Here is a 24,913-nt window from a genome sequence, read left to right as displayed (position 1 = left end):
GGGATCGCAAGGCGCGCTTTCAACGCGCAGCGCGGTTTTTCATGCTAATTTGGTAAAAAGTCGAACGATTATGACCGCTTATCACGAAATTTTCATATTGATTGCCGGATAAGCGGCAAATTCTAGCGTCGTTCGTAAATCGTGTAGCGGGTCGGATAATTGTCTTTTTCACCCGCCGGGAATTCTTCCTGAAACACTTCGTTCCAGTTCTTCGGATCGATGGGAGGGAAAAACGCGTCGCCCTCGATATTGGCCAGAACCCAGGTGATGTGAAGACGGTGCGCCCGGTCCAGGAGCTGGCGATAAATCTCGCCGCCGCCGATAACGCAGATTTCATCCACCTTGTCCGCCGCCGCATGGCTGCCGGCAATCATCAGCGCCTCATCCACGGAACGGACCGCAATGACACCGTCCACGGCAAAGGCGGGATCGCGGGTGATGACGATGTTGGTGCGTCCCGGCAGCGGCTTGCCGAGCGTATCCCAGGTCTTGCGCCCCATGATGATGGGTTTGCCCATAGTGACCGCCTTGAACCGCTTCAGGTCGGAGGAAAGGCGCCACGGCAGGCCATTGTCACGGCCGATAACCCCGTTCTGCGCGACGGCAACAACAAAACTGATCATTGGACCTATTCCTTCCGGGAAAGCAGACAGCGTGAACCAAAGAGCGCGAGCAATTCGACCAGATCAACGGGTCTTGACCCTAGACGGCGATCGGCGCCTTGATGCTCGCTTCGGCCACATAGTTCTCAAGACTGAAATCGTCGAATGTGAAAGCAAAGAGGTCTTTCACGTCGGGATTAAGGCGCATGACCGGCAAAGGACCCGGCGTACGGCTCAATTGCAGCCGCGCCTGCTCGAAATGGTTGGCATAGAGATGCGCATCGCCCAGCGTGTGGACGAAATCACCCGGCTGCAGACCCGTGACCTGCGCCACCATGAGGGTCAGCAGGGCATAGGATGCAATATTGAACGGCACGCCGAGGAAAATATCGGCGGAGCGCTGGTAGAGCTGGCAGGAAAGCTTTCCGTCGGCCACATAGAACTGGAACAGGCAGTGGCAGGGCGGCAGCGCCATTTCATCGACCAGCGCCGGATTCCATGCGGAAACGATCAGACGCCGCGAATAGGGATTTTGCTTTATCGCACTGACAAGATTCGCAATCTGGTCGATATGCCGGCCGTCGGGCGCAGGCCAGGAGCGCCACTGATAGCCATAGACCGGCCCGAGATCGCCGTTCTCGTCGGCCCATTCGTCCCAGATCGTCACGCCGTTTTCCTTGAGATAGGCGATGTTCGTTTCGCCTTTCAGGAACCATAGCAGCTCGTGGATGATGGATTTGAGATGCAGTTTCTTGGTCGTCAGGGCGGGAAAACCCGCCGACAGATCGAATCGCATCTGGTAGCCGAAAACGGAACGTGTGCCTGTCCCGGTACGGTCGCCGCGGTCGACGCCGGTATCGAGCACATGCTGGAGAAGATCAAGATAAGCGCGCATGGCTTCTCTTTAGCAGATTCGTTTCACGAAGCAGTAAAACTTCTGTGTGATCCACAAGCACAGGCGGCAAAAATCCCCGGCGAATCACCGGGGATCCATTTCGGTCCACCCAACGCTCAGAGGCTGCCGAGCAGTCCGAGCTCTTTTGCCGTCAGATAATAGAAGGTGACCCGGCCCTTGGAACGGTGATCTTTCATCTTTTCGCAGACGGCGTGAATGGCAGCATCGGCCTTGGCAGCATCGGTAACGCCGAGCTTCTTGCCAACCCAACTGGTACGAACACGGGCCAATTCTTCCGGATCCGAGCAGGAAACCAGCGAAGAATCCCGGTTGCGCAGGGCAATTCCGAGATGTTTGACGATTTTTGTGACAATCGCCTCGTCCGCACCCGCATCGTAATGACGTACATCTGCTAGATAGTCACTCATGAAAAAATCCCCTGATTGTTGGTTTCAATGCCCAGGCACTGAAACCCTCCCTGACACAAAAGACACCGCACAACCGGCAGCTGCATAAGGCGATGACTCGTTAGACACAGGAAACATTCCCCAGCTACAGGAACCTGTCAATGCCGCTCTTTCATTTCGCCGCGACACCACCTATATAGGTCTTGCTGGCTTCGGCCAGCTATGGTGATAAACGGACGATACAATAAGCCTATTGGACCCGGGGGCGGTACCCGGCGCCTCCACCAGAGTGCAGTTGCAGGACTGCATTGTGGCGGGGGCGAAATAGGATCGACAAGGGTGTAAAAATCGCTCTTTTGCCCGGCATAGTACCACCGTTATCGGGCTAACTCAGTAGTTGCAAACGACAACTATGCGGAAGCACGTCTCGCTGCTTAATTGCGGTGTGATCGCTTCAAATTAAGTCCTAGGGGTTCGCACTTCTAGGCGGGGTTCGGAGGTACCTGGCAACAGAAACCTCCACCTTTCCCCCTTTTTGAAAATCCGCCACGCCGCAAGCCGTCTTCAGGCTTTGCGCACCCTGTTGCGTCAATCGTCCTGCGCTGCAGAAATGCAGAAGGCCCGGAACTGTGGTTCCGGGCCTTCGCCTGAGTGGATGAGCGAGGCTGGTTACTCCGCAGCGGCTTCCGCTTCGACAACGCGGCGGCGCGCGATTGTCAGCTGCGTCAGAATGAAGGCCGCCACGGCGCACAGGCCGATACCCGCCGCCATCGGCAGTGCCGTGCCGTTGAAGAACAGACCGGCGATTACCATTGCGACAGCTGCCGTCACGAAGTGCAGCGTTCCCATCAGGGCTGACGCCGTACCGGCAATCTCGCCATGATCTTCAAGGGCAAGCACCGCGGTCGTCGGAATGACCAGACCGAGGAAGCCGTAACCGATGAACAGGAATGTCGCCAAGACCGGCAGCTGGTTGAAGCCCAGCGCCATGACGACAACCATGGCCGCCATGGTGAACGAGAAGGCGGTCAAGGCCATGCGCATCACACGCACCAGACCGAAACGGTCGCCGAGCCAGCCGGTCAGCTGCGATACCGTAAAGAACGACACCGCATTGATCGAGAAGGCGATGCTGTACTGTGTCGGCGTCAGGCCGTAATGGTCGATCAGCACGAAGGGCGAGTTGGCGAGGTAAACGAGAAAGCTCGAAATACCCAGCCCGCCGATGAAGGTCAGCGTCAGGAAGTTGCGGTCGCTGAGCAGCAGGCGATAGGCGGCCATGGCGCTGCCAAGGCTGCTCTCCACGCGTGCGGCCTTGGGGCGGGTTTCCTTCAGCTGTGTCGACAGGAGGATCAGCCCGATGAAGGCGGCAATCGTCACCGCCCAGAACACGCCGCGCCAGCCATAGAAGCTGATGACGGCACTGCCGGTGAGCGGCGCAAGGATCGGCGAAATGCTGAAGACCAGCATCAGCAGCGACATCAGACGCGCCGCCTGGACACCCGTGTGCATGTCGCGAACGATGGCGCGCGGAATGACCATGCCCGCCGCGCCGCCGATGCCCTGCAGGAAGCGGAAGGCAATCAGCGTTTCGATGTCATTCGACAGCGCGCAGCCGACGCTGGCCACGGCAAACAGGCCGATGCCCATATAGAGCGGCGCCTTGCGGCCCCACATGTCGGAAAGCGGCCCATAGATCAGCTGGAAGATGGCGAAGGAAATAAAGAACGCCAGAAGGCTCATCTGCACGACATTGTTTTCGGCGCTGAGATCCTTGCCGATGGACGGTAGCGCCGGGAGATACATGTCGATCGCAAATGGTCCGATGGCCGACAGGAGACCAAGAATGAGGGCCGTACGAAAGAAAGAGGTCGTCATGGTGTTCATCTTTCAGAAAACGGCAGCGCGAAGCTCATCGGCTTCTGCGCCGCATTGCTCTCAGGAGAGGTTCAGAATTTTTCACCTGCGATGGAGCGGCGCGGCTTGGGAGGACGCTCTCTCCATCACAAAACAGTGTGTCAATGTTTTTAGACACAACTGTCAAATTAGACACTATTGTCTAAAACGTCAATGCGCATTATCTTCGGTTCATGACAAATCCAAAAGAAGCAGCGCACAAGGCGACCGGCCATACTCAACGTGGTCAATGTTCAAAACGTCTATCGATATTGGATGCAGCGGCCGAGGTATTTTGCCGGGAAGGCTTTGCCGGAGCGAGTATTGACGAAATCGCTGTGGAAGCGGGCGTTTCGCGCCAGACTATATACAACCACTATCGGGAAAAGGAAACACTCTTCACCGCCGTGGTCGAAGATGTGATGAACCGCACCAATGCCAGCCTCTTCTCGATATTGGCGACATTTCCTGACAAACCCGACAATCTGGAAGACGATCTGAGCGCATTTGCGGTGCGGCTCGCCCAGAATTGCCTGTGCAACCAGGACGGAAAGTTCCTGCGCAAGCTGGTGCAGTCCGAGGGCGAGCGCTATCCGCAGCTGTTCGAGGGCTGGCGCAGGCACGGCCCCGGAAAGATCGGAACCGCCCTCGCCGCGCTATTTGCCCGCCTCTCCCATGGCGGCGGCCTGCAGATGGATGATTTCGATCTCGCCGCCCGGCAGTTCCTGGCCCTGGTCAATGCCGATCTGCAGATGATTACGCTCTTCGGCGAATCGCCGACCGGGGAACAGCTGGACAATGCCGCGCGCAACGCCGTGCGCACCTTCCTGCGGGCCTATTCCGCCCCCGCAGGCAATCCGGCAATAGGTGCGGACAACGGCCCCCAGCGGGCACCGCAAGCTTAATTTAAGCTTGGAGCTTACAACCAGTCGCAATTCCTTTATCCATGCGCCATAATGGCTCAAACCTGTTTGTCATCTCTGCTTGACAGAGAGGGGCGAATCCATGGGATAAGAGTGCATGCCACAAGATATGATCCGTTACGATATACTGGCCCAGGAAGCGCTGCGCGGCGTTATCCGCAAAGTCCTTGGTGAAGTTGCCAAGGCTGGTCTTCCTGGCAACCATCATTTTTTCGTCACGTTCCTGACCGGTGCGGCGGGCGTGCGCATTTCGACGCGTCTGCACGAAAAATATCCCGAGCAGATGACCATCGTCCTGCAGCACCAGTTCTGGGACTTGCAGGTCACGGATACGCTGTTTGAGGTCGGCCTGTCCTTCGGCGATGTGCCGGAACGTCTGGTCGTGCCGTTCTCCGCCATTCGCGGCTTCTACGACCCCTCCGTCAACTTCGAACTGGAGTTCGACGTCGAGGTGGAAGAAACCGTCGGCGACAACGATCAGGGCGTTACCAGCATTGCGCCGGTACAGCCCGCCGAAAAGCCGAAGACGGCAACGTCCGGCGCCAAGCCCAAACCCGCAGCCAAACCGGCCAAGAAGCCGGCCAAGGCAGGCGGCGAGAAAGCCGATGCTCCGCGCGAAGAAACGGGCGAGAAGGCATCCGCATCGGTCGTTTCCCTGGATTCATTCCGGAAGAAGAAGTAACGCGCGCCCATGGCCGACATCGTCAACCTGCGACAGTTCAAAAAGCGCAAGGCGAAGGACGCGAAGGAGCAGAATGCGGCCGAGAACCGGATTGTGTTTGGCCGCACCGGGGCCGAGAAGCAGTTTGAAAAGAACGCCAGCCGCAAGACCGAGCTGTTTCTCGACAGCAATCGGCTTGAGGGTCGCGTACCACCAGCCGGCAAGGACAAGCCTTGAGCCTTGTCCGCAAACGGTCCGTGACAATCCGCGGGCACCGCACCAGTTTTTCCCTTGAAGACCCCTTCTACGCGATCATCACGTCCATCGCGGACGACCGCAAGATCACGCTCGCCCGCCTGATTGCCGAGATCGACGAGGGCCGCGACCGCGACTCCAACCTGTCTTCGGCCCTGCGCATCTACGTGCTCGACTGGGTGATGAACAGGATGAACACCGCTTCTTAAGAAGCTGATTTGATTCGTGGTGTTATAGTCACCCGGTATTCTGCATCGCCGTCATGCGTGGTTCGACAAGCTCACCATGAGGGAATCCAGCGCTCTGCAGATTGCAACTTTCCTCATGGTGAGCTTGTCGAACCACGCACAATAGTTTTGCCAGCTCTACTGAACCGTTGGCCCGAGCGTCTTCAGAAAATCATCCACGGACTGTTTGTTGAGGGTACCGCTTCCCTGCTGGGGCGGCACCTGCGCCCCGCCACTGGGAGGCGACGGCTGCTCGCGGGTCTTCCGGGCCGCATCTTCCGCAGCCTGCTTCTCGGCGGCACCCTTTTCAGCGGCGGCTTTCTCGGCAGCGGCTTTCTCGGCCGCAGCCCTTTCAGCCGCCTGCCGCTCCGCCTCGGCCTTGGCCGCCGCTTCCTGTTCCGCCTTCAGCCTGGCCTCTTCGGCAAGCCTCTGGCGTTCCGTGGCCTTGCTCTGGAACAGCAGGGCTTCGCGGCGCAGCCGCTGCTTTTCAACCAGCGATGCCTGCATGGTTTCGACACGCTGCTGCTCGCGCTCCAGCGTGCGCTGCGTCAGGAACTGCTCCAGCGGCTGGCGGTTCAGCGTCCATTTCGGCGCGCGCCACGGCCCCTCTCCCTTGAACTCGACAACCGGCTCGGCACCGGCAACCACCAGCTTGCCCGGATCGAACGCGTAGCGCCCCTGCGAGGCCATGGTCATGTCGGGAAAATTCAGCCGCAGATCGGCATTCAGCGACGCACCGGGGCTTTTCAGCTGGAATGTCGATGTCCGCGCCGTGCCGCCGGCAATGGTAAAGGCAAACTCCGCCGCACCCGCATTGAACGGCCCGGCATGCAGATATTTGCCGATCACGCCATTCACGCTGGCAGCGGTGATCGGGCCCGACAGCCCGTCGGCATCGTCCAGGATGGGCTTGAGCGCGCCGGGATTGATGGTATCGATGGCCAGATCATCCACGGAAACAACGCCCGAACCGGCAACCGACGCCATCATGTCGGCGATGGAGGTGCCGGTTGCGTTGATCGAAGCGACGATCTTGGCTGTGCCCATCAGCGGTTCATGGTCGTCAGGCGTGTAGAGATCATCGAGGGAGGCCTGCTCCAGCGTGAACTGACCCGCCGCCAGACCGGTACCGCTCGTGTTGCGCAGCTCGAACGTGCCCTTGACGGTGCCGCCGAGAATCTCGCCCTGCGTTTCATCGAGCCGCAGATAGCCGTCCTTCAGCGATGCGGTGGACTGCAGTTTGCCCACCCGTCCGAGAACACCGGCGTCCGCCTCGTCAGCCTTGATCTTGAGATTGAAATCGGCCGGGAACAGCGGCGCCTTGGCAAAGGTTTCTTTCGGCCAGTGCGTTTGCCCGCCCGCGTCGACGGCGCCGGTGCCGAGCATGAACTGCACCACGGCGGGAAGGTCGATCCTGCCCAGCGCCAGATTGCCCTGTATATCGGGTGTGCCGTTGTTCACGCCGAGATCGAGACGGCCGGCAATCTTGGTATCATGCACCTTGCCGTTCAAATCCGGCAGCACCAGCCGGCCCTTGGCGAGCTGGAAGCTGCTGGCCATGTCGACCGGCATGCCGTTGCCAAATCCCGGCAGCGAATAGCCGGCTGTCGCAAGATAGGGCTCCAGATCGCTGGCCTTGATCGACGCGCGCCCTTCGCCGTTCAACAGGCCGTTGCTGCTGCGCAAACTGCCGTCGAGGAGCGCCTGGCCGTCCGGCGCTTTCAGCGCAAGCTGCGTCTGGATGCCGTCCTTGCCATTGCCTTTCAAGGCAAGGTCCGCCTCCAGCTCACCGGCAAAGCCGAGCGGCAGCGCGGGAAGTCCCATCAGGGCCATCAGGTTCTCGCCGTGATCCGTGCGCGCATTCATCGTCAGTTCCAGCACGCGGAACTTGTCGGTGCCCTGGCTGGTCGTGCCGGAAAGCGTGATATCCATGCCGCCGGTTTTCCCCGCCGCGCTCAGCGAGAACTCATCGGCGGCATCCTTGCCATGCAGCGCATTGGCGATGATGCTCAGCTCCGTTCCGTCAAACAGTCCGGGAAACCGGGCCGCATGCTCGTTGAGCGCCGCAAGGAACGGGAAGTCGGGAAACTGCGCCGCCAGCGCCGCAACGAACGGCGCCATGTCATCCGAGAGAACCGTTGCATCCAGCGAACCGGAAGGCTCGGCCTTGAACGGCGCGATCTTGCCGGTTGCGGTAATGGTTGCTCCGGATACATTGCCCACGGTCAGGCGGTCGATATCGAAGACGCCGTCGCGCAGGCGAAAGCCGGTATCGAGCGATTCCGCCACCAGGCCGCCATGGCTGACCGGCCCGGCTTTCACCCGCACATCGAGATCTTCACCCGCCAGCTGCGGTGCGCCCTTGCCCGCCTCCGATGGCGTGTTGCGGCCGAAGATGGCGGCAAAGGCTTCCAGCGCATCGCCATCCAGCGCGCCACCGTCCAGCGTCAGCTGGGTCAGCGGCACGGATTCGCCCTTGGCGCTGCGGATCAGCGATCCCTTCAGCGAGGCGCCGCCAAGCGCCACTTCCAGATTGTCGATGCGCTGCAGGTCGTCGTGCAGTTTCACATCACCGGAAAAACCCGCGCCCGCCAGCCGCCGGATCGATTCATCCACCGTATCGGTCAGCCAGGCCGCCAGGCCCGAGGGCTGGCGCGATGCGACAAGCAGTTTGCCGTCAAAGCCGAAATCCTTGCCGATCTGCAGCATGCCGCTGGCCTCGAACTGGGTTCGTCCCGGCAGTTCCGCGCGGAGCTGGTTGATCTTCCAGGCGCCGCCCGAGGGTTCCGCATCGATCCGCACCGAGCGGATGGTGGTGTCGCCCGCCACGATGGCAGGAAGTTTCAGATCGATGCTGCCGGGAACCGTCGGAATGGGCAGCTGGTCCATCAGGCGGCGGAACACGCCCAGCCGCTGCGCGGCCGTGTGCGGCGTCGGCTTGCTGCCCTTGCTGTCCTCGTTCTGGGTGTCGAACGTCACCTGCTGGCCATCCGCCTTGACTTCAAACCGCGGGTTGCTGCCATAGTCGAAAAGCGCGTTGCCATTGACGATATAGGGATCGTCAACCGTCCCCTGCTCCATCCGGAACTCCGGAATGGTCACGCTGGCATGATCGGCCTCGAAGCGCCCGGTCACGCGCACGCTGGAAAGAAGCGGCTTGTCCTCGGCCGGCGTCCCCTTGCCCGCCGCCTTGGGTGCTGTCTCATCCGCCGAACGGATGTTGATGCTGCCGGCATATTTCAGCGCGCCCTTGTCAAGCGTCACCCCGCCGTCGGTCTCGAGCACCGCCGGAATGCCGTCAGGGATAATACGTGCATGCACGTTGAGCGAGCCGTCAGGCTTCAACTGGCCGGTGGAAGCGGAAACGCTGGTCCGCTCCCCGTTGAAAAGCAATGTGCCATCGAATTTCCACGGACCGCTCAGCTTGGTCGCGGACACCGTCGCATTGAGATCGTTCACGGTGCGGACCGTCGCGGTCGAGGCGTCGCGCACCAGCACGGAGCCGTTGGTGATCCGCACGTTTTCCAGCTTGACCTGCGTCGAGCCGAACGATGTCTGCGGCCGGATGGCCCAGTCGACCACGCCGTTGCGGTCGATATTGACCGAAGCGGTCGGCTTCTCCAGCCGCATGTCGAAAATGAGAATCTCGCCGCGCAGGAACGGCGCAAGTTCCGCGTCCATCGAAAACTTGTCGATGGTCATGACCGGCGCCGATCCGGGGTCGCCCACCTTGACGTCGGAGAAGGTCACCGATGGAAACGGCAGGAGCCGGGCGCTGGCCGTCCCGGCAACCGTGACGGGCCGCCCGAGAAGCGCCGATGCCTCCCGTTCAAACGAGGAGCGGTAGCCGGCCCAGTCGACAAAATACGGCACCACCAGTGCCGCGGTGAGCACCAGTACCAGTAGTCCGCCGATCAGAACAAAAAGGCGCGCCAGTGTTTCAACTCCATTCTTACGCGTTGGGCACCGTATACACCGCACCGTTCATAAATTGGGCGAAGATGCGGAATCAACGTGCAAAGTTACAGACGTAAGATCTTGCCGGGATTCATGATATTGCCCGGATCGATAGCCCGCTTGATCGTTTCCATCACGTCGACCGCACCGCCAAGCTCGAGCCGGAGGAATTTTATCTTGCCCTGCCCGATGCCGTGCTCGCCCGTGCAGGTCCCGTCCATGGCAATCGCCCTGAGATTGAGGCGCTCGACAAAGGCTTCCACGTTCTGGATTTCCTCCGGATTCTTGTCGTCGAACAGGATCAGCACATGGAAATTGCCGTCGCCCGCATGACCGACAATCGGCGCGATCAGCCCGCTCGCCGCAATATCCTTCTCCGTTGCGACAATGCATTCTGCCAGGCGCGAAATCGGCACGCACACATCCGTCGACAGCGACTGCTTCCCGGGCGCCAGCGTCATGCAGGCGAAATAGGAATTGTGCCGCGCCGACCACAGCTTTTCGCGCTCTTCCAGATTGGCCGTCCATTTGAACGGGCCACCGCCATTGGCCGCGGCAATCTCGCCGAAGAGTTCCGCCTGTTCGGCCACGCCCGCATCGCTGCCGTGGAATTCGACAAAGAGATAGGGGGCAACCGGATAATCAAGCTTGGAATAATTGATCATCGCCTGCATCTGCAGGCTGTTGACCAGCTCGATACGCGCCACGGGAATGCCCATCTGGATGGTCTCGATCACCGCATTGCAGGCGCTTTCAAGATCCGGAAACGCGCAGATGCCGCCGGAGATCGCCTGCGGAATGCCGTAGAGCTTCAGCGTCAGTTCGGTGATGATGCCGAGCGTGCCTTCGGAGCCGACGAGCAGCCGGGTCAGGTCATAACCAGCAGACGTTTTTTTCACCCGCTTTGCCGTGCTGATCAGGCGGCCATCCGGCATGACGGCCTTCAGCGCCAGCACGTTTTCGCGCATGGTGCCGTAGCGCACGGCATTGGTGCCCGAGGCACGCGTGGCGGCCATGCCGCCAAGGCTGGCATTGGCGCCGGGATCGATCGGGAAGAACAGGCCGGTATCGCGCAGATATTCGTTGAGTTCCTTGCGGGTGATGCCCGGCTCGACCACGACATTGAGGTCTTCGGTATAGACCTTGAGAATGCGGTTCATCCGCGACAGGTCGATGGACACACCGCCCGCCGGCGCATTCACATGGCCTTCCAGCGACGTGCCGGTGCCGAACGGAATGACCGGCACCTGCCACTCGCCGCAGAGGCGCACGACTTCCTGAACGTCTTCGGTCGTTTCGGCGAAAACCACGAGATCGGGGGCCTGGTTCGGGACATAACTGGTGGTGTGGCCATGCTGCTCGCGGATGGATTTGCCCGTCTGCGCGTTGTCACCAAACCTTTTCTTAAGAATCGAAACAACGGTCGCAATACCATTTTCATTGCGCACCATTGCTCCTGCATCAGCCAATGCCATTCCGGTCTCCAGAATTCCAATCGAGGATTCGTCCAATTCACGTGCATTTTCAGTCACTGCACGCGACTTGTCCAGTTGTAACTCTGTGTGAGAGAACCGCAAGGGTTGGGGAAGAAAGTCAGTGAGATAATCAATACGGTATTGTTATGCCGGTTGATCCGGGCACCCCCCTCTGTCCTACCGGACATCTCCCCCACAAGGGGGGAGATCGGCGGCAGCCCAGAGGGGGGTGTAAGCCTATAGAACCCCTTCACTCCTCATCGTCGTCGCTGGGTTCCCAGTCGGTGACCCGGACAAAGCGCTCCTGTTCGCCGGTCCGTTCAAACACGCTGCCGACCGGCGAGTCGAGCAGAGGGATGATGCTGGGATCGTAGTTGGCGATGGTGTTGACGTCGAAAATCCCGCTGTTGTCCGGGTCTTCCATGTAGTCGTCGCTCTCGAAGCCCGAGAGAAAACGCCAGCCGCTGTCCAGTGCGTTGTCGGGATCCTCGCGGTACATGAAGCGCACGGGATAGCCGTCAATTGTAATCGTATCGGTTGCGATACAGCCGCCGTAATTGCGGACCAATGGCCGTATCTCGTCTTTGCTGAGTCGATAGGTTTTATCCATGCCCGATTTTAATTGATCGTCAGCGACTTGGCGAGTCTGCGGAAGCGGTCGGCAAATTTATCCCTTTCGCTGCCCCGCACGATCAGGATGGCGCGAACGTAGCGGTCGCCGGCAAACCGGGCGATCTGGGCAACGTAAAGCGCATCTCCGCTGGTCGCGTCCTTGGCGCTGCCGTCAATATCCACCCATTCGCCGCCATCGGCCGGCGCGCTGCTTTCATTGTCAGAGCGGACATCCTTGATCCCGGTCAGCGACGCAAAGGCCTTCCTGGCAAAGTCCATGCGTGCGGCAGCCTCGGGCGCATTGCCGAGATTGGACGCGATGATGATCACCGGCTGCGCCGCGCTGGCGGGTACGTCCTGCGGTCCGTCGGTCAGGAGATAGGTTGCCCCGGCAATGGCGCGGATCGGGCGAAACCCGGCGAGATCGCCCACCTTGAACGGCAGGGCAGCAATCTGTTCGTCAAGGGTTGGCGGCGTGCGCACCGCGATCGAGCGCAATGTGTCCTCGACATCCGCATCCGATGGCGCACCGGCAACCCCGTCGGGAATTTGCATGGTGACCATCGTCGTGGTCGTCGGCGCCTGCGACAGGACAATCCATTTGCGGTATTTGATGCCGGAGGCAATCTGGCTGCCGTGAATATATTTGGCCGCCGAGGCGCCCTTGACCTGCCAGTCCTGTGCGGCACCGCTGACAACGATGCCCGTGGGCGCCAGACCTTCCGCATTGAACTTGGCGGAGATTTGCGCATAGGCATCCACCGGCAGCTCGGTCAGCACAATGGTCGCGCCCATCGCCGGGTCTTCAAAGCCGCTGAACGTCGACGATGGCTGCATGTTCCGGGGAATGACCAGGCCAACGCTGGAGCCTTCCGGGAAAACAGCCTCCTGCGCAAAGCCCGCCTGCACATGCGCAAGCGATATCATCGTGAAGACCAGAAGGGCAGTTATGTAGCGCATGAAGGCATTTCCCGTCGCGTTCCGTTGTTGTGACTAGCAGTGCCCGGAACGGTCTGGCAAGCCATTGGTTTCATGGGGACGGAAATGTGTGATGCATGACTTATAGTGCGTGGTTCGACGGGCGCACCGTGAGGCTTGTCAGCTCAGATATTTCTTGAAGAACGCAACCGTGCGGCTCCAGGCGAGGTCGGCGGCTTCCTTGCTGTAGCGGGCGGTGGACGTATCGTTGTTGAAGGCGTGGTTGACGCCGTCATAGACCTCGATGTCGAAGGTCTTGCCATTGTCCTGCAGCGCTTTCCTGTAGCCATCGATGCCCGCATTGATCCGCGTGTCGAGCCCCGCATAATGCAGCAGCAGCGGCGCCTTGATCTTTGCAACATCCTCGGCCTTGGGCTGGCGGCCATAATAGGCCACACCGGCATCGAGGTCCGGCGAATTGACGGCCAGATCATTGACCAGCCCGCCGCCCCAGCAAAAGCCCATCACGCCGACCTTGCCGTTGGCATACTTTGCCGCTTTGAGATAGGCGATCGTCTCGACGCCTTCGGCGATGGTCTTTTCGGGGTCGAGATTGGCAATCAGGTCGCGCGCCTTGTCTTCGTCCGAAGGCGTGCCACCGACCGACGACAGGAAGTCCGGGGCGAAAACCGTAAAGCCTTCCAGTGCCATGCGCCGGGCAATATCGCGGATATGGCCGTTGAGACCGCGATTCTCATGAATGACCACAACCACCGGCAGTTTCGCCGTCGTGTCGGTCGGGCGCACACTGTAGCCCTTCATGTCTCCCACATCGCCCGAATGGATCAGGTCCTTGGTGAGCAGGCGCGGATCGTCGGACGCGACAACCGCAGCCTGAGCGGAATTTGCCGCCAGCATCGGTGCAATGACCGCGGCTGCGGCGCCGGAGCCCGCCAGTTTGGCGAGCTTGTCCATGAAGGACCGGCGGTCGAGGGTCAGATGCGTGTATTCGTCATAAGCATCGACCATGGCCTGACTGATCGTCGGAGTTTTCTTCGGCTTGTCCATTGTGGCTCTTTCCATCGAAAAGGACTGCCGGGCCATCAAACCCCCGCCGTTTCCCATCACCCTTTCAGGCGATGCGAAAGGACACCGGTGGAGAGCGCAACGCCGAGTCCAGTCATCACTGTGGCGCCAATTTCCCAGACGCCGACCGCCTCGTCAAGGCAGGCAGCGCCGGATTGCCCCGGCGCTGTCCCGCACGCAAAACCTACTTGTCCTCGCAAAAGCTGATCCGGTTGCTGAACGGATCGATCACGTGCACCTCGCGGCCCCAGGGCGCTTCTTCGAGACCCGGCTTCATGAAGCGGTAGTTCCTGGCATGAAGCTCCTTGTGAAACGCCTCGATCCCCGTCATGCGCACGAAAACCCGGGCGCCCGGGCTGGCATCGCCGGAATGTTCGCTCAGATGCAGCGTCAGGCCGGAGCGCGTCACCTGACAGTAAAGCGGCATGTTGTCCTCGAACCGGTGCTCCCAGTCGAGGGTGAAGCCGAGATAGTCCAGGTAGAATTCCTTGGCCTTATCAACGTCGAAAATCCGCAGGATCGGGTTGGCCGGTCCAAAGGAGATGGCTCTCTTCGGCGCGGGCCCGTCCTCCGCAATCTTTGCCGCAAGCACGTTCCAGTTGTCGAGACCGAACCCGGCCGCAACAAGCTCCAGACCGTCACTGTGGGAAATCTCGATATTTTTGGCGGCAAGCGCTTGTCGCAGCGATTTGGCCATCGCCTTGGCGTCATGAAATGTACGCATCGTCTATCCTTCATAGGGTGAACGCGGAAAGTCAGTGCCCGCATTGCCGACCCGTTCACCATGCAAAGGATGAAACGCAGCATCGTTCGATACATTCACCATGGGTTGAACCCCCGCGAGCGGCTGGCCGTATCTGCCTGATGAATTGATATGAGCAGTTTCGCGCCGCGTCAACTGGATTAAAACAGTCAACAAAAACCCTCCCGGCTGCCGACCCGGGAGGGTGCGATGGTGCGCCCCGCCTATTTCAGCAGGGTATAGGCGATGACGTAGTCACCGGCCTTGGTGTTGATCGAGCCGTGGCCGCCGGCGACGATGACGACGAACTGCCGCCCGTCGGGCAGCGCATAGGACATGGGTGTGGACTGTCCGCCCGCGGGAAGACGCCCTTCCCACAGCTGCTTGCCCGTGGTCACGTCATAGGCACGCAGATAATTGTCCACCGTTGCGCCAAGGAATGCGACGCCGCCCGCCGTGATGATCGGGCCGCCCAGCCCCGGCACCCCGACCTTGAGCGGCAGGGGCAGCGGCGAGGAATCGTACACCGTGCCGTTGCGGTGCTTCCAGGCGATCTTGCCTGTGCGCAGGTCCGCCCCCGCCACATAGCCCCAGGGCGGGGTCTGGCATGGCAGGCCGAGCGGCGACACGAACGGTCCCATCACCACCGCATAGGGTGCGCCTTCATTGCGGTTGAGCCCCTGCTCGCTGCCCTTGGTGCCCGCACCCGGCGCCGGCACATCGGCGCGCGGCACGAGCCGTGAAGTGAAGGCCAGATAGGTCGGCATGCCGAACATCACCTGCCGCTCCGGATCGACCGCCACGCCGCCCCAGTTGAACACGCCGAAATTGCCGGGATAGATCAGCGAGCCCTGCAGCGACGGCGGCGTATAGCGCCCCTCATAGCGCAGCTTGAGGAAATGGATGCGGCAGGCGAGCTGGTCGAACAGCGTCACGCCCCACATGTCCTTGCCCTGCAGCGGTCGCGGTATGAATGTCAGGCCGGAAACCGGCTGTGTCGGCGAGGTGTGGTCGCCCTCGATGGCACCGCCGGGGGCAGGCACCTCCTCGACCGGGATGATCGGCTCGCCCGAACGCCGGTCGAGCACATAGATATCGCCCTGCTTTGTCGGACCGACCAGTGCCGGAACCGCTCCGCTTGCGGTGTTGATGTCGACAAGACTTGGCTGCGAGGGCACGTCCATGTCCCAGAGATCGTGATGCACGGTCTGGCGCACCCAGCGCATCTGCCCGGTGTTGAGATCGAGCGCCACGATGGAGGACGAGAATTTCTCCACATTGGCGGACCGCCCGGCGCCAAGCTGGTCCGGCGTCTGGTTGCCGAGCGGCACATAGATGAGCCCGAGTTTTTCATCGGCGCTGGAAATCGACCAGCTGTTGGGAGAATTGGCGGTGTATTTCTGTCCCTCCGGCAGCGGTGTCGTCACATCGGGATTGCCGGAATCCCAGTTCCACACCAGCGCGCCGGTGTTGATATCGAAGGCGCGGATGACGCCGGACTGTTCGTGGATCGAATAGTTGTCATTGACCGCGCCTCCGACAATGATCTTGCCCGCGGCAATGACCGGCGGCGAGGTCGAATAGTAGTACCCGGCGGGGTTATAAGGCATGCCGGTTTCCAGATGGATGGTGCCCTTGTCGCCAAAGGCCGGGCAGACCTGGCCATTGGCCGCATCGAGCGCGATCAGCCTTGCATCGGCGGTCGGCATATAGACCCGCTCGGCGCAGGGTTGTCCGGCCGCGACGGTGGCATCGGCATAGTAGGACACGCCGCGGCAGGTCTGGTGCTGCCGGTCGTCATTGTCCTTCACCTGCGGATCGAAGCGCCATTTTTCCTTGCCGCTGGCGGCATCAAGCGCAATGACGAAATTATGCGGCGTGCAGATATAGAGCGTGTCGCGCACCTTGAGCGGTGTCACCTGATAGGTCGTTTCCGGAATATCGGTGGAGCGGCGCACGTCGCCGGTCTGGTAGGTCCAGGCCACCTGCAGCTTGGCGACATTGTCGGGCGTGATCTGCTTCAAGGGGGAATAGCGCTGGCCGTAGAGGCTGCGGCCATAGAAGTGCCAGTCGTCATTGGGCACGCCGCCGATATCGGGCGTGGCGGTCACCGCCTCCCGGCTCAACTGGCCGGGAAGATCGAGCGGGTCCCGGGTCATGGAATAGCCGGCAACGCCGAGCGCCACCAGAACGGCCAGCCAGAGCGGTGCTGCCCCCAGGGAGGCAGAGCCGGCATCGGCACGGGTCAACGGGCCGCGCACCCACGGTGTCAGGAGCCAGAGCCCGAGCAGGATGATCACGCCGCCGCGCGGCGCCAGCTGCCACCAGTCGAAGCGGATTTCCCAGATGGCCCAGCCCAGCGTGCCGATCACCAGCAGCGCATAGACCGTCAATGCGGCCGAGCGCCGCCGGAAGAGGAGAATGGATGTGACGAGAAAGGCGAGCGCGGCGATGACGTAGTACCAGCTGCCGCCGAGAACGGCGAGCCAGACGCCACCCGCACCCAGGGCAGCCGCGATGATCAGAAAAAGGAGAGCCGTCAGAGTGATTGCCATGGCAGGGGTCCTTTCCAAGCTCAATCAAGATCGAATGGTCCTGACATGAGGCTGCGAACGGGCCATCGGCTGCCAGATTCCTCTCTTTGACAGGCCTATGCCTTAAATCCGATGCGTGCAATATCAGCGATTGAAAATTTCAATCGCAAGTTTCGGGGGAAACTCTGCGCTAAATGCTGTATGTTCTTGCTTTGTATCGGATCGGTCTGGTTTTTCGATGCCGAATCACTACATTGGAGTGAAATGTCCGGATTGCCTGACGATATACCGTTCTTCGATGAACCTGATGCGCCTCGCCAGCCGCAGGGCATAGCTGCACGCGCCATGCAGGCGCGCGGCGCGCCGCCCTACCTCAATGGCCTCAACCCGGAACAGCGCCTTGCGGTTGAAACAACCGAAGGGCCGGTACTGGTTCTCGCCGGTGCCGGAACCGGCAAGACACGGGTGCTGACCTCGCGCATCGCCCACATCCTCTCCCTCGGCAAGGCCTATCCCAGCCAGATTCTTGCGGTGACCTTCACCAACAAGGCGGCGCGCGAGATGAAGGAGCGCATCGGCGTTCTCGTCGGCGGTGCCGTGGAAGGCATGCCCTGGCTCGGCACGTTCCACTCCATCGGCGTCAAGCTGTTGCGCCGCCATGCGGAACTGGTCGGCCTGCGCTCGGATTTCACCATTCTCGACACGGATGATGTCATCCGGCTGATCAAGCAGATCATTCAGGCTGAAGGGCTCGACGACAAGCGCTGGCCCGCCAAGCAGTTCGCGCTGATGATCGACGGCTGGAAGAACAAGGGCCTCGGCCCGACGGAAATCCCCGAGGGCGACGCCCGCGCCTTTGCCAATGGCAAAGGCCGCGAACTCTACACGGCCTATCAGAACCGCCTGAAGACGCTCAATGCCTGCGATTTCGGCGACCTGCTCTGCCATCCCATCCGCATGTTCCGCGCCTATCCGGATGTGCTGAAGGAATATCACGCCAAATTCCGCTACATCCTTGTCGACGAGTATCAGGACACCAACACCGCCCAGTACATGTGGCTGCGCCTGATCGCGCAGGGCTCGAAGAATGTCTGCTGCGTCGGCGATGACGACCAGTCGATCTATGGCTGGCGCGGTGCCGAAGTCGACAACATCCTGCGTTTCGAAAAAGATTTTCCCGGCGCGGTCGTGATCCGGCTGGAGCGCAATTACCGCTCGACGGCACATATTCTCGGCGCGGCCTCCTTCCTCATTTCCCACAATGAGGGCCGCCTCGGTAAAACCCTGTTCACCGATGCGCCGAATGCCGAAGACGCCAAGGTCAATGTCCACGCCGCCTGGGATTCCGAAGAGGAAGCCCGCGCGGTCGGCGAGGAAATCGAGCAGGCGCAGCGCAGGGGGCACAAGCTCAACGACATGTCGATCCTCGTGCGCGCCTCCTTCCAGATGCGCGAATTCGAAGACCGTTTCGTTACCCTCGGCCTGAATTACCGCGTCGTTGGCGGCCCGCGGTTCTACGAGCGCCTCGAAATCCGCGATGCCCTCGCCTATTTCCGCGTCGTGGCTCAAGGGTCCGATGACCTTGCGCTGGAGCGCGTCATCAACACGCCCAAGCGCGGCCTCGGTGAAGCCGCCGTGCGGCAGGTGCATGACTATGCCCGCGCCCGCGACATCGCCATGCTCGAGGCCGCCACCGATCTGGTGCAGACGGAAGAGCTGAAGCCGAAACCCCGTTCCGCCCTGCGCGAAGTGGTTGAAAACTTCCACCGCTGGCAATCGCTGATTGATTCCACGCCGCACACGCAGCTGGCCGAAATGATCCTCGATGAATCAGGCTACACGGCCATGTGGCAGGCGGACCGTTCAGCGGAAGCGCCGGGCCGGCTGGAAAACCTGAAAGAACTCATCCGCTCCATGGAGGAGTACGAGTCCCTGCGTTCCTTCCTCGAGCACGTGGCTTTGGTCATGGATGCCGAGCAGAACGAGAATCTCGATGCGGTCAACATCATGACGCTGCATTCGGCCAAGGGGCTTGAATTCGAGACTGTCTTCCTGCCCGGCTGGGAGGAAGGCCTGTTCCCGCATCAGCGTGCGCTGGATGAGGGCGGCCGCTCCGGCCTTGAGGAAGAGCGGCGCCTCGCCTATGTCGGCCTGACCCGCGCCAAGAAGAACCTGCACATCTGGTTTGTCTCCAACCGGCGTATCCATGGCCTCTGGCAATCGACCATACCGTCCCGTTTCCTCGAGGAATTGCCGGAAGCGCACGTGGAAGTTGTTGCGACAGGCAATTCCTATGGCGGATACGGCTCCGGTGGCGGCTATGGCCAGTCACGCTTCGACCGCGCCGATCCATTCGAGAATACCTATTCGACGCCCGGCTGGCAGCGCGCCCAGCAGAACCGTTCTGACGCCACGCGCAACAATTGGGGCTCGCGCTCCGGCGCAAAGGTCGAGCGCATCGGCTATGGCGAGACGGATTCCGGCCACGGCGCCGGACGCGGCTCGGTCAAGGGCCGCATGATCGATGGCGAGCTGGTCGCCAAATCCGTCAGCGAAACCCCGTCGAATTTCGACGTCGGCGACCGCGTGTTCCACATCAAGTTCGGCAACGGCAATGTCTCATCCATCGAAGGCAACAAACTGACCATCGATTTCGACAAGGCCGGGCAAAAACGCGTGCTCGACAGTTTTGTGAAGCAGATCTGAGCGGGCTTGGTTCTTTCACCCCCCTCTGGGCTGCAAACCCAACGGAAACACCCCAAACCTATTCCGGCTTGCCCTTGGTCCAGGTGACATTTCCGGCAAACAACGGAATCGTGGCGATGGAGGTTTTGGCCGATCCATCCTGCACCTGGCTCGCATGGGCGAGATAGATCAGCGCATTGTTCTGCTTGTCGTAGATGCGGGTGATGTTCAGCTTCTTCCAGATCAGGCTGGTGCGCTCGGAAAACACCCGCTCGCCGCCCTCGCCCAGCTTGATGTCGCCGATGATGATCGGGCCAGTCTGCTGGCAGGAGATCGAGGCATTGGACGGGTCCTCGAACCAGTTGCCCTTCTGCAGCCGGTCGATCACGCCGCGCGAGAACGAGGCGAGATGGCAGGTCACCCCCTGGATCTTCGGGTCGGCAACCGCATCGATGACAATGTCATTGCCCAGCCAGTCGACGCCGACCTTGCCGACCTCCTCCGCCTGAGCCGGCAGGATGGCGGCGCCCAGAAGGGCCAGAGCAGCGAGCATATGCTTCATCGAGAATCTCCTGAAATGGTTGGGTTGCCAGACACAGTTGGATACGGCGTTGTGGAATTGCAAGCAGAACGGCCCGCCGCTCCTATCGTTCCCACTTCGCCAGAAAATCCTCGATGCCCAGCGACTGGATATCGGGGATGGCCTCGAAAATCGTCGTCGCGGGCCAGTCCCACCAGGCCAGCGCCATCAGGCGCTCGGCAATGGCGGCGGGAAAACGCGGACGGATCAGGCGCGCCGGATTGCCCGCGACGATGGTGTAGGGCGCCACGTTTTTGGTCACCACAGCATTGGCACCGATCACCGCGCCGTGGCCGATGCTGATGCCGGGCATGATGACGGCGCCATGGCCGATCCACACATCATGGCCGATGCTGACGCGCTTGGCCTGCCGCCGGGCACGGAAACCGAAATCGACCCCCTGATACCGGAAAAACTCATTGGGGCGATAGCTCACCTTGTGGGTGGTCAGCCGTTCCATCGGATGTTCCAGCGCGTTGATGCGCGTATTGGACGCGATCGAGCAGAAGCGGCCGATATCCGCATAGATGCCTTCGCTGTGGCGTTCGATGTAGGAAAAATCCCCCATCGTCACGTCGCGCAGGATCACCCGCTCGCTGACCTCGGCGAAACGGCCGAGCTTGACGCCCTTGAGCTGTGCCGTCGGGTGGATGCGCGGTTCGGGATTCTGGAAGCGGAGGTCGTCGGGATCAGCCATCGTGCTTTCTCAAATAAGGTTGCGGCAATTCTTTTGCATAAAAGCCGGTGAAATCCTATAATCCCCGCATGAAATCATCCTATTCCATCAGCCCATCGCGATTGACGCTCTACACGACACTGGCACTCTTTGCAGCCATGGCGACGGGCGCAACCTTTGCCGCATGGTTCAACCATGGCGATACGATCTTCCTGTCGCTGATCCAGGCTGGTCTTTCCTGGTGCATATAGAAGCGCCAACACAGCCCCCAGAGGAAATGTACTTATGAACAGACGTCTGATGCCGTTTCTTGTCGTGGCGATCATGCTGCTGGCCGCCGCGGCCGGATGGATCACGTTCCAGTCCTACCGGCATCAGCCGGGCTCCGCCAATGCCGGCCCCTTCGGCGTACCGTTTCAGCTTGTGACCATGAACGGCGAGCCGGTCACCGAGGCGGCGTTCCAGCAAAAACCGTCGGCGGTGTTCTTCGGCTTCACCCATTGCCCGGAAATCTGCCCGACCACCCTGTTCGAACTCGATGCCTGGCTGAAGCAGCTCGGGCCCGAAGGCCAGAATATCAACGCCTATTTCGTCACCGTCGATCCCGAACGCGATACCGCCGACGTCATGAAAACCTATGTCGGCAATGTCTCGGACCGCATCACCGGCATAACCGGCGATCCGGACAAGATGGCGGCGATGCTCAAGGGCTACAGCGTCTATGCGCGCAAGGTTCCCACCCAAGGCAGTGACTACACCATGGACCACACCGCCTCGGTCTTTCTTCTGGATAGCAAGGGCGGTTTCTTCGGCACCATTGCCTATGGCGAAAATCCTGATACGGCTGTGGCAAAGCTGAAACGTCTGGCCAAGAGCTAGAGACTACCCCGAAAGTATCCGACCCGATGACCCAGACCCGCCTGTTCCTCACCGCTGGCAAGATCGAAGCCGACCGCGTGTTCGACCTGCTACAGCTTGCCTTCGAAGAGGATGGCCTGCCGATTTCCACCTTCGAAGTGGACGAGGATGCGGAAATCTTCGACGTCTCGGTCTATACGTTCGAGCCCGACGAGATCGAGCCGCGCATCCGCGATATCCTGGGCAGCCATGCCTTCAGCCTCGACGTGCAGCGCGAGCAGGTACCCGATATCGATTGGGTCGCCCATTCGCTCGAAGGCCTCTCGCCGGTGCGTGCCGGACGGTTCTTCGTGCACGGCTCGCACGACCGCGACAAACGCCGCATCAACGACCTCGGCATCGAGATCGACGCCGGTCTTGCCTTCGGCACCGGCCACCACGGCACGACCTCCGGCTGCCTCGACATGATCGGCGAGGTGATCCGCCGCGAACATCCGCGCAATGCGCTGGATCTGGGCACCGGCAGCGCCGTGCTGGCCATCGGCATTGCCAAGCTTGCCCCCATTCCGGTTCTGGCCACGGATATCGATCCGGTGGCGGTGGCGGTGGCGCAGGACAACGTGGTGAAAAACGGCGTCGCCGCGCGCGTCCAGACGGAGACGGCCACGGGCTTCCATCACCCGGCCATGCGCTTTGCCGCGCCATTCGACCTGATCGTCGCCAATATCCTGGCCCGCCCGCTGATGCAGCTCGCGCCTGAGATGCGCAAGCATCTGGCCTGGGGCGGATCGCTCATTCTCTCGGGCATTCTGGAAACCCAGCGTGACAAGGTGCTGGCGGCCTATCGCGTACAGGGTCTTTTCCACCAGAAAACGCTGCGGCGCGAGGGATGGGTCACCCTGCACCTCAAGGCGAAATCCACCTACTGAATCAAAAGGGCGGCTTTCGCTGCCCTTTGTTTGAGACGGCGCAGACGATGTGCCCGGTTCTTTGGCGCGTGCCGTCTTGAAAAACCCGGTGCAAACCGCGCGCCTCCATTGCCTCCGCCGTGATCGAAAGATAGGTTCCATCACCCAACAGCAGAGGTTTGCATCACCATGTTCCAGTCGTTTGAGGTCGTCAGCAATCCGGCCACCGGCGCCCCGCGCGTCGCCAAGCTGCGCGCCGAACTCGAATCCCTCGGTCTTGACGGTTTTCTCGTTCCCCGTGCGGACGAACACCAGGGCGAATATGTACCGCCGCGCGCCCAGCGCCTGGCCTGGCTGACCGGTTTCACCGGTTCCGCCGGTGTCGTGCTTGTCCTGAAAAACAAGGCGCATCTCTTTGTCGACGGCCGCTACACGCTGCAGGCAGCCGAGCAGACCGACCCGGCGGTTTTCAGCGTGGAAAGCCTGGTGGAAACCCCGCCACCGGTCTGGCTGCGCAACAGCGGCCGCAAACTGACCATCGGCTTCGACCCGTGGCTGCACACCATTGCCGAAACCAAGGCGCTGCGCGAAGCGCTGGAAGCCAATAGCGGCACGTTGGTGGCGGTCGAGCACAATCTGGTCGATCTGGTCTGGGAAAACCAGCCTGCCCCGCCGCTCGAAGCCGTGACCATCCAGCCGGAAAAATATGCCGGGAAACTCGCCAGCGACAAGTTGAAGGAACTGGCCGAAGCGGTGGAGAAGGCCAAGGCTGACGCAACTGTCCTGACCGATCCCTCCTCCATTGCCTGGGCCTTCAACATCCGCGGCAACGACGTCAGCAACACGCCGCTGCCCCTGTCCTTCGCCATCATCCCGGTGTCCGGCGAACCGCTGCTCTTCATCGACAAGCGCAAGCTGCCCATCGAGACGGAGGCTTACCTGACCCAGCTCTCAACGCTGCGCCCGCCATCGGCCCTTGAAGCTGATGTCGCCAGCCTCGGCGCACAGGGCAAGGCCGTGACGCTCGACCCGGCGCTCGCGGCGGAAAAACTGCGGCTCGTGGTCGACCATGCCGGCGGCAGGATTGTCGAAGGTACGGATCCTGCCCGCCTGCCCCGCGCCCTGAAAAACGCCGCTGAACTGGCCGGCGCACGCAAAGCGCATGAGCGCGACGGCATTGCCATGGTGTCGTTCCTGGCCTGGGTCGACGCGCAGGCACCCGGCACCATCGACGAGATCGATGCGGCGAAGAAGCTGGAGGAAACCCGCCGCACCGTGGCCGAAGGCTTCCAGATGCCGCTGGAAAACCTTTCGTTCGACAGCATATCCGGCGCCGGTCCCAATGGTGCTTTTGCCCACTACCGGGTCAACACCCAGTCAAACCGCAAGTTGCAGGATGGCGAGCTCTATCTGATCGACAGCGGCGGCCAGTACCGCGACGGCACGACCGATATCACCCGCACCCTGCCGGTCGGCAAGCCGACGGACGACATGAAACGCAAGTTCACACTGGTGCTCAAAGGCGTCATCGCCATCACCACCGCGCGCTTCCCCAAGGGCACGCGCGGCATGGACATCGACGTACTCGCCCGTATCGCCCTGTGGAAGCAGGGCTATGATTACGGCCACGGCACCGGCCATGGCGTCGGCTCGTTCCTGTCGGTGCATGAGGGTCCGCAGAGCATTTCCAAGCGCGGCACGCACGAACTGCTGCCAGGCATGATCCTGTCCAACGAACCCGGCTATTACAAGCCCGGCGGCTACGGCATCCGCACGGAAAACCTGCTCATTGTCACGGAACCTGTCGTGCCAGAGGGCGGCGATATCCAGATGATGGGTTTCGAAACGATCACGTTCTGCCCGATCGACAAGCGCCTGATCGATACCAGCCTGCTCATCCGGGAAGAGCTGGTATGGCTCGATTCCTATCACGCACAGGTGCGCGAGGTTCTGCTGCCGCACACCAGCGCCGCTGACCGCGACTGGCTGATCAAGGCAACCGAACCGCTCGGGTAA

At 61.1% G+C, this 24,913-nt stretch carries 22 protein-coding genes and 1 other RNA gene; 10 read left to right on the top strand and 13 right to left on the bottom strand.

Translation table 11 applies throughout. From position 1 onward, the window contains the following. Nucleotides 1-122 precede the first annotated feature (122 nt). From RDL77_RS07745 to RDL77_RS07735, 3 genes are all read right to left on the bottom strand, one after another. On the bottom strand, nucleotides 123-623 hold the full coding sequence (locus RDL77_RS07745) for a dihydrofolate reductase (RefSeq protein WP_223612768.1): 501 nt from the start codon (nucleotides 621-623) through the stop codon (nucleotides 123-125). 79 nt (nucleotides 624-702) lie between these two features. Beyond that, nucleotides 703-1,497, bottom strand: coding sequence for a thymidylate synthase (locus RDL77_RS07740; protein WP_223612767.1), 795 nt, complete (start codon nucleotides 1,495-1,497; stop codon nucleotides 703-705). A gap of 116 nt (nucleotides 1,498-1,613) precedes the next feature. Continuing rightward, nucleotides 1,614-1,925: a DUF2853 family protein gene (locus RDL77_RS07735; RefSeq protein WP_223612766.1), complete on the bottom strand. Its 312-nt coding sequence runs from the start codon at nucleotides 1,923-1,925 to the stop codon at nucleotides 1,614-1,616. 145 nt (nucleotides 1,926-2,070) lie between these two features. Here RDL77_RS07735 and ssrA point away from each other — a divergent pair. Further along, nucleotides 2,071-2,428: a transfer-messenger RNA gene (gene ssrA / locus RDL77_RS07730) on the top strand. 145 nt (nucleotides 2,429-2,573) lie between these two features. Here the strand turns inward: ssrA and RDL77_RS07725 are convergent. Beyond that, a complete protein-coding gene (locus RDL77_RS07725) occupies nucleotides 2,574-3,782 on the bottom strand; it encodes a multidrug effflux MFS transporter (protein ID WP_223612765.1) in 1,209 nt (402 codons plus the stop codon). Between the two features lie 212 nt (nucleotides 3,783-3,994). Here RDL77_RS07725 and RDL77_RS07720 point away from each other — a divergent pair, with 212 nt between their 5' ends. The 4 genes from RDL77_RS07720 (at nucleotide 3,995) to RDL77_RS07705 (ending at nucleotide 5,848) form a co-directional block, all read left to right on the top strand. Continuing rightward, nucleotides 3,995-4,705 (top strand): TetR/AcrR family transcriptional regulator, encoded by a 711-nt coding sequence (locus tag RDL77_RS07720; protein ID WP_288192425.1) that lies wholly within the window; start codon nucleotides 3,995-3,997, stop codon nucleotides 4,703-4,705. A gap of 115 nt (nucleotides 4,706-4,820) precedes the next feature. Continuing rightward, on the top strand, nucleotides 4,821-5,405 hold the full coding sequence (locus RDL77_RS07715; RefSeq protein ID WP_223612763.1) for an SspB family protein: 585 nt from the start codon (nucleotides 4,821-4,823) through the stop codon (nucleotides 5,403-5,405). 9 nt (nucleotides 5,406-5,414) lie between these two features. Continuing rightward, nucleotides 5,415-5,621 (top strand): DUF4169 family protein, encoded by a 207-nt coding sequence (locus tag RDL77_RS07710; protein ID WP_288192424.1) that lies wholly within the window; start codon nucleotides 5,415-5,417, stop codon nucleotides 5,619-5,621. Continuing rightward, nucleotides 5,618-5,848 carry a ribbon-helix-helix domain-containing protein gene (locus RDL77_RS07705; protein ID WP_223612761.1) on the top strand — a complete coding sequence of 77 codons (231 nt, stop codon included), beginning with the start codon at nucleotides 5,618-5,620 and terminating at the stop codon, nucleotides 5,846-5,848. The genes RDL77_RS07710 and RDL77_RS07705 overlap by 4 nt, the downstream gene beginning before the upstream one ends. A gap of 156 nt (nucleotides 5,849-6,004) precedes the next feature. Here RDL77_RS07705 and RDL77_RS07700 read toward each other — a convergent pair whose 3' ends face one another. The 7 genes from RDL77_RS07700 to RDL77_RS07670 all read right to left on the bottom strand — a co-directional run bounded on the left by RDL77_RS07700 (nucleotide 6,005) and on the right by RDL77_RS07670 (nucleotide 17,211). Further along, nucleotides 6,005-9,847: an AsmA family protein gene (locus RDL77_RS07700; RefSeq protein WP_288192423.1), complete on the bottom strand. Its 3,843-nt coding sequence runs from the start codon at nucleotides 9,845-9,847 to the stop codon at nucleotides 6,005-6,007. Nucleotides 9,848-9,888: 41 nt separating this feature from the next. After that, a complete protein-coding gene (locus RDL77_RS07695; protein ID WP_223612759.1) occupies nucleotides 9,889-11,298 on the bottom strand; it encodes an FAD-binding oxidoreductase in 1,410 nt (469 codons plus the stop codon). A 250-nt stretch (nucleotides 11,299-11,548) separates the two neighbouring features. Beyond that, nucleotides 11,549-11,908 carry a DUF2185 domain-containing protein gene (locus tag RDL77_RS07690; protein ID WP_223612758.1) on the bottom strand — a complete coding sequence of 120 codons (360 nt, stop codon included), beginning with the start codon at nucleotides 11,906-11,908 and terminating at the stop codon, nucleotides 11,549-11,551. A gap of 8 nt (nucleotides 11,909-11,916) precedes the next feature. Next, nucleotides 11,917-12,870, bottom strand: coding sequence for a hypothetical protein (locus tag RDL77_RS07685; protein ID WP_288192422.1), 954 nt, complete (start codon nucleotides 12,868-12,870; stop codon nucleotides 11,917-11,919). Between the two features lie 138 nt (nucleotides 12,871-13,008). Continuing rightward, nucleotides 13,009-13,911 (bottom strand): dienelactone hydrolase family protein, encoded by a 903-nt coding sequence (locus tag RDL77_RS07680; RefSeq protein WP_374042686.1) that lies wholly within the window; start codon nucleotides 13,909-13,911, stop codon nucleotides 13,009-13,011. Nucleotides 13,912-14,098: 187 nt separating this feature from the next. Further along, nucleotides 14,099-14,638, bottom strand: a complete 540-nt coding sequence (locus tag RDL77_RS07675) for a glyoxalase superfamily protein (protein ID WP_288192421.1) — start codon at nucleotides 14,636-14,638, stop codon at nucleotides 14,099-14,101. Nucleotides 14,639-14,880: 242 nt separating this feature from the next. Further along, entirely contained in the window at nucleotides 14,881-17,211 is a 2,331-nt protein-coding gene (locus tag RDL77_RS07670; RefSeq protein WP_288192420.1) for a glucose/quinate/shikimate family membrane-bound PQQ-dependent dehydrogenase, read from the bottom strand. Between the two features lie 243 nt (nucleotides 17,212-17,454). Here RDL77_RS07670 and RDL77_RS07665 point away from each other — a divergent pair, with 243 nt between their 5' ends. Then, nucleotides 17,455-19,896, top strand: coding sequence for an ATP-dependent helicase (locus RDL77_RS07665; protein WP_288192419.1), 2,442 nt, complete (start codon nucleotides 17,455-17,457; stop codon nucleotides 19,894-19,896). A 58-nt stretch (nucleotides 19,897-19,954) separates the two neighbouring features. On the opposite strand, the gene RDL77_RS07660 is transcribed toward RDL77_RS07665, so the two are convergent. Together RDL77_RS07660 and RDL77_RS07655 are read right to left on the bottom strand one after the other, a co-directional pair. Continuing rightward, a complete protein-coding gene (locus tag RDL77_RS07660; protein WP_288192418.1) occupies nucleotides 19,955-20,437 on the bottom strand; it encodes a CreA family protein in 483 nt (160 codons plus the stop codon). A gap of 82 nt (nucleotides 20,438-20,519) precedes the next feature. Next, entirely contained in the window at nucleotides 20,520-21,152 is a 633-nt protein-coding gene (locus tag RDL77_RS07655) for a DapH/DapD/GlmU-related protein (RefSeq protein WP_223612751.1), read from the bottom strand. A gap of 68 nt (nucleotides 21,153-21,220) precedes the next feature. On the opposite strand from RDL77_RS07655, the gene RDL77_RS07650 reads away from it, so the two are divergent. From RDL77_RS07650 to RDL77_RS07635, 4 genes are all read left to right on the top strand, one after another. Then, complete coding sequence (locus tag RDL77_RS07650; protein ID WP_223612750.1) at nucleotides 21,221-21,382, top strand: hypothetical protein; 162 nt, start codon at nucleotides 21,221-21,223, stop codon at nucleotides 21,380-21,382. Between the two features lie 34 nt (nucleotides 21,383-21,416). After that, nucleotides 21,417-22,010, top strand: coding sequence for an SCO family protein (locus RDL77_RS07645; RefSeq protein WP_288192417.1), 594 nt, complete (start codon nucleotides 21,417-21,419; stop codon nucleotides 22,008-22,010). Nucleotides 22,011-22,036: 26 nt separating this feature from the next. Continuing rightward, nucleotides 22,037-22,918, top strand: coding sequence for a 50S ribosomal protein L11 methyltransferase (locus RDL77_RS07640; protein WP_288192416.1), 882 nt, complete (start codon nucleotides 22,037-22,039; stop codon nucleotides 22,916-22,918). 168 nt (nucleotides 22,919-23,086) lie between these two features. Then, complete coding sequence (locus RDL77_RS07635) at nucleotides 23,087-24,913, top strand: aminopeptidase P family protein (protein WP_288192415.1); 1,827 nt, start codon at nucleotides 23,087-23,089, stop codon at nucleotides 24,911-24,913.

Source organism: uncultured Phyllobacterium sp., from assembly GCF_902479695.1.
Classification (GTDB): Bacteria; Pseudomonadota; Alphaproteobacteria; order Rhizobiales; family Rhizobiaceae; genus Phyllobacterium; species Phyllobacterium calauticae.
Note: the sequence above shows the minus strand (reverse complement) of the source record. Positions and strands in the feature narration are given on the sequence as shown.

Excerpts from the sequence above, each read along its gene's own strand:
- RDL77_RS07645 (WP_288192417.1), top strand. The coding sequence starts at position 21,417 with ATGAACAGACGTCTGATGCCGTTTCTTGTCGTGGCGATCATGCTGCTG.
- RDL77_RS07685 (WP_288192422.1), bottom strand. The coding sequence starts at position 12,870 with ATGCGCTACATAACTGCCCTTCTGGTCTTCACGATGATATCGCTTGCG.
- RDL77_RS07665 (WP_288192419.1), top strand. The coding sequence starts at position 17,455 with ATGTCCGGATTGCCTGACGATATACCGTTCTTCGATGAACCTGATGCG.
- RDL77_RS07715 (WP_223612763.1), top strand. The coding sequence starts at position 4,821 with ATGCCACAAGATATGATCCGTTACGATATACTGGCCCAGGAAGCGCTG.
- RDL77_RS07735 (WP_223612766.1), bottom strand. The coding sequence starts at position 1,925 with ATGAGTGACTATCTAGCAGATGTACGTCATTACGATGCGGGTGCGGAC.
- RDL77_RS07675 (WP_288192421.1), bottom strand. The coding sequence starts at position 14,638 with ATGCGTACATTTCATGACGCCAAGGCGATGGCCAAATCGCTGCGACAA.
- RDL77_RS07740 (WP_223612767.1), bottom strand. The coding sequence starts at position 1,497 with ATGCGCGCTTATCTTGATCTTCTCCAGCATGTGCTCGATACCGGCGTC.
- RDL77_RS07720 (WP_288192425.1), top strand. The coding sequence starts at position 3,995 with ATGACAAATCCAAAAGAAGCAGCGCACAAGGCGACCGGCCATACTCAA.
- RDL77_RS07635 (WP_288192415.1), top strand. The coding sequence starts at position 23,087 with ATGTTCCAGTCGTTTGAGGTCGTCAGCAATCCGGCCACCGGCGCCCCG.
- RDL77_RS07660 (WP_288192418.1), bottom strand. The coding sequence starts at position 20,437 with ATGAAGCATATGCTCGCTGCTCTGGCCCTTCTGGGCGCCGCCATCCTG.
- RDL77_RS07725 (WP_223612765.1), bottom strand. The coding sequence starts at position 3,782 with ATGACGACCTCTTTCTTTCGTACGGCCCTCATTCTTGGTCTCCTGTCG.
- RDL77_RS07690 (WP_223612758.1), bottom strand. The coding sequence starts at position 11,908 with ATGGATAAAACCTATCGACTCAGCAAAGACGAGATACGGCCATTGGTC.
- RDL77_RS07650 (WP_223612750.1), top strand. The coding sequence starts at position 21,221 with ATGAAATCATCCTATTCCATCAGCCCATCGCGATTGACGCTCTACACG.
- RDL77_RS07710 (WP_288192424.1), top strand. The coding sequence starts at position 5,415 with ATGGCCGACATCGTCAACCTGCGACAGTTCAAAAAGCGCAAGGCGAAG.
- RDL77_RS07695 (WP_223612759.1), bottom strand. The coding sequence starts at position 11,298 with ATGGCATTGGCTGATGCAGGAGCAATGGTGCGCAATGAAAATGGTATT.
- RDL77_RS07655 (WP_223612751.1), bottom strand. The coding sequence starts at position 21,152 with ATGGCTGATCCCGACGACCTCCGCTTCCAGAATCCCGAACCGCGCATC.
- RDL77_RS07745 (WP_223612768.1), bottom strand. The coding sequence starts at position 623 with ATGATCAGTTTTGTTGTTGCCGTCGCGCAGAACGGGGTTATCGGCCGT.
- RDL77_RS07640 (WP_288192416.1), top strand. The coding sequence starts at position 22,037 with ATGACCCAGACCCGCCTGTTCCTCACCGCTGGCAAGATCGAAGCCGAC.
- RDL77_RS07680 (WP_374042686.1), bottom strand. The coding sequence starts at position 13,911 with ATGGAAAGAGCCACAATGGACAAGCCGAAGAAAACTCCGACGATCAGT.
- RDL77_RS07670 (WP_288192420.1), bottom strand. The coding sequence starts at position 17,211 with ATGGCAATCACTCTGACGGCTCTCCTTTTTCTGATCATCGCGGCTGCC.